The sequence below is a fragment of the Psychrobacter sp. AOP5-GZ1-6 genome (assembly GCF_052376345.1).
Lineage (GTDB): Bacteria > Pseudomonadota > Gammaproteobacteria > Pseudomonadales > Moraxellaceae > Psychrobacter.
In genome coordinates this window covers 1-377 of record NZ_JBQSVP010000359.1, presented here as the reverse complement: position 1 = coordinate 377, position 377 = coordinate 1, and the positions used below count along the sequence as shown (strand labels likewise).

General features: G+C 41.4%; 1 protein-coding gene. It reads right to left on the bottom strand.

Annotation, left to right across the window (positions count from 1 at the left end):
- A partial coding sequence (locus tag ACT3RN_RS16205; RefSeq protein ID WP_444518884.1) for a transposase occupies window positions 1–377 on the bottom strand: 377 nt, incomplete at both ends.

The following is a 377-nucleotide window of genomic DNA, read 5'->3' as shown; positions in this document are numbered from 1 at the left end:
GTCAAACTTATCCAAACTAATATAGAACAGCAAATATGATTGCGCTGAATACGTGCTTTTCGACACTGATTAGACTCTATACCTGTTAATTGCTTAATCTCACGATGAAACTGCTCAATTTTCCAGCGTATGGCGCACACCTGTTGTACGTCATCACGATTTGTTTGAGTGGTATCGTTGGTTACGACCCAATCCGTGCGGTGAGTACTCACCACAACCCGAAACAGTTGCACTTTATAGTCTTTAGGAAATTTATTGATCTTAATTAATTTGCCATTATCTTGTTCGGCCTCAGTCCATTGTAAAGCACTGACTGAGGTATAAGCGCGTTGCCCCTTAGAATCATCAACCAAACGGTTGCTCTTAAGCGGACAGTA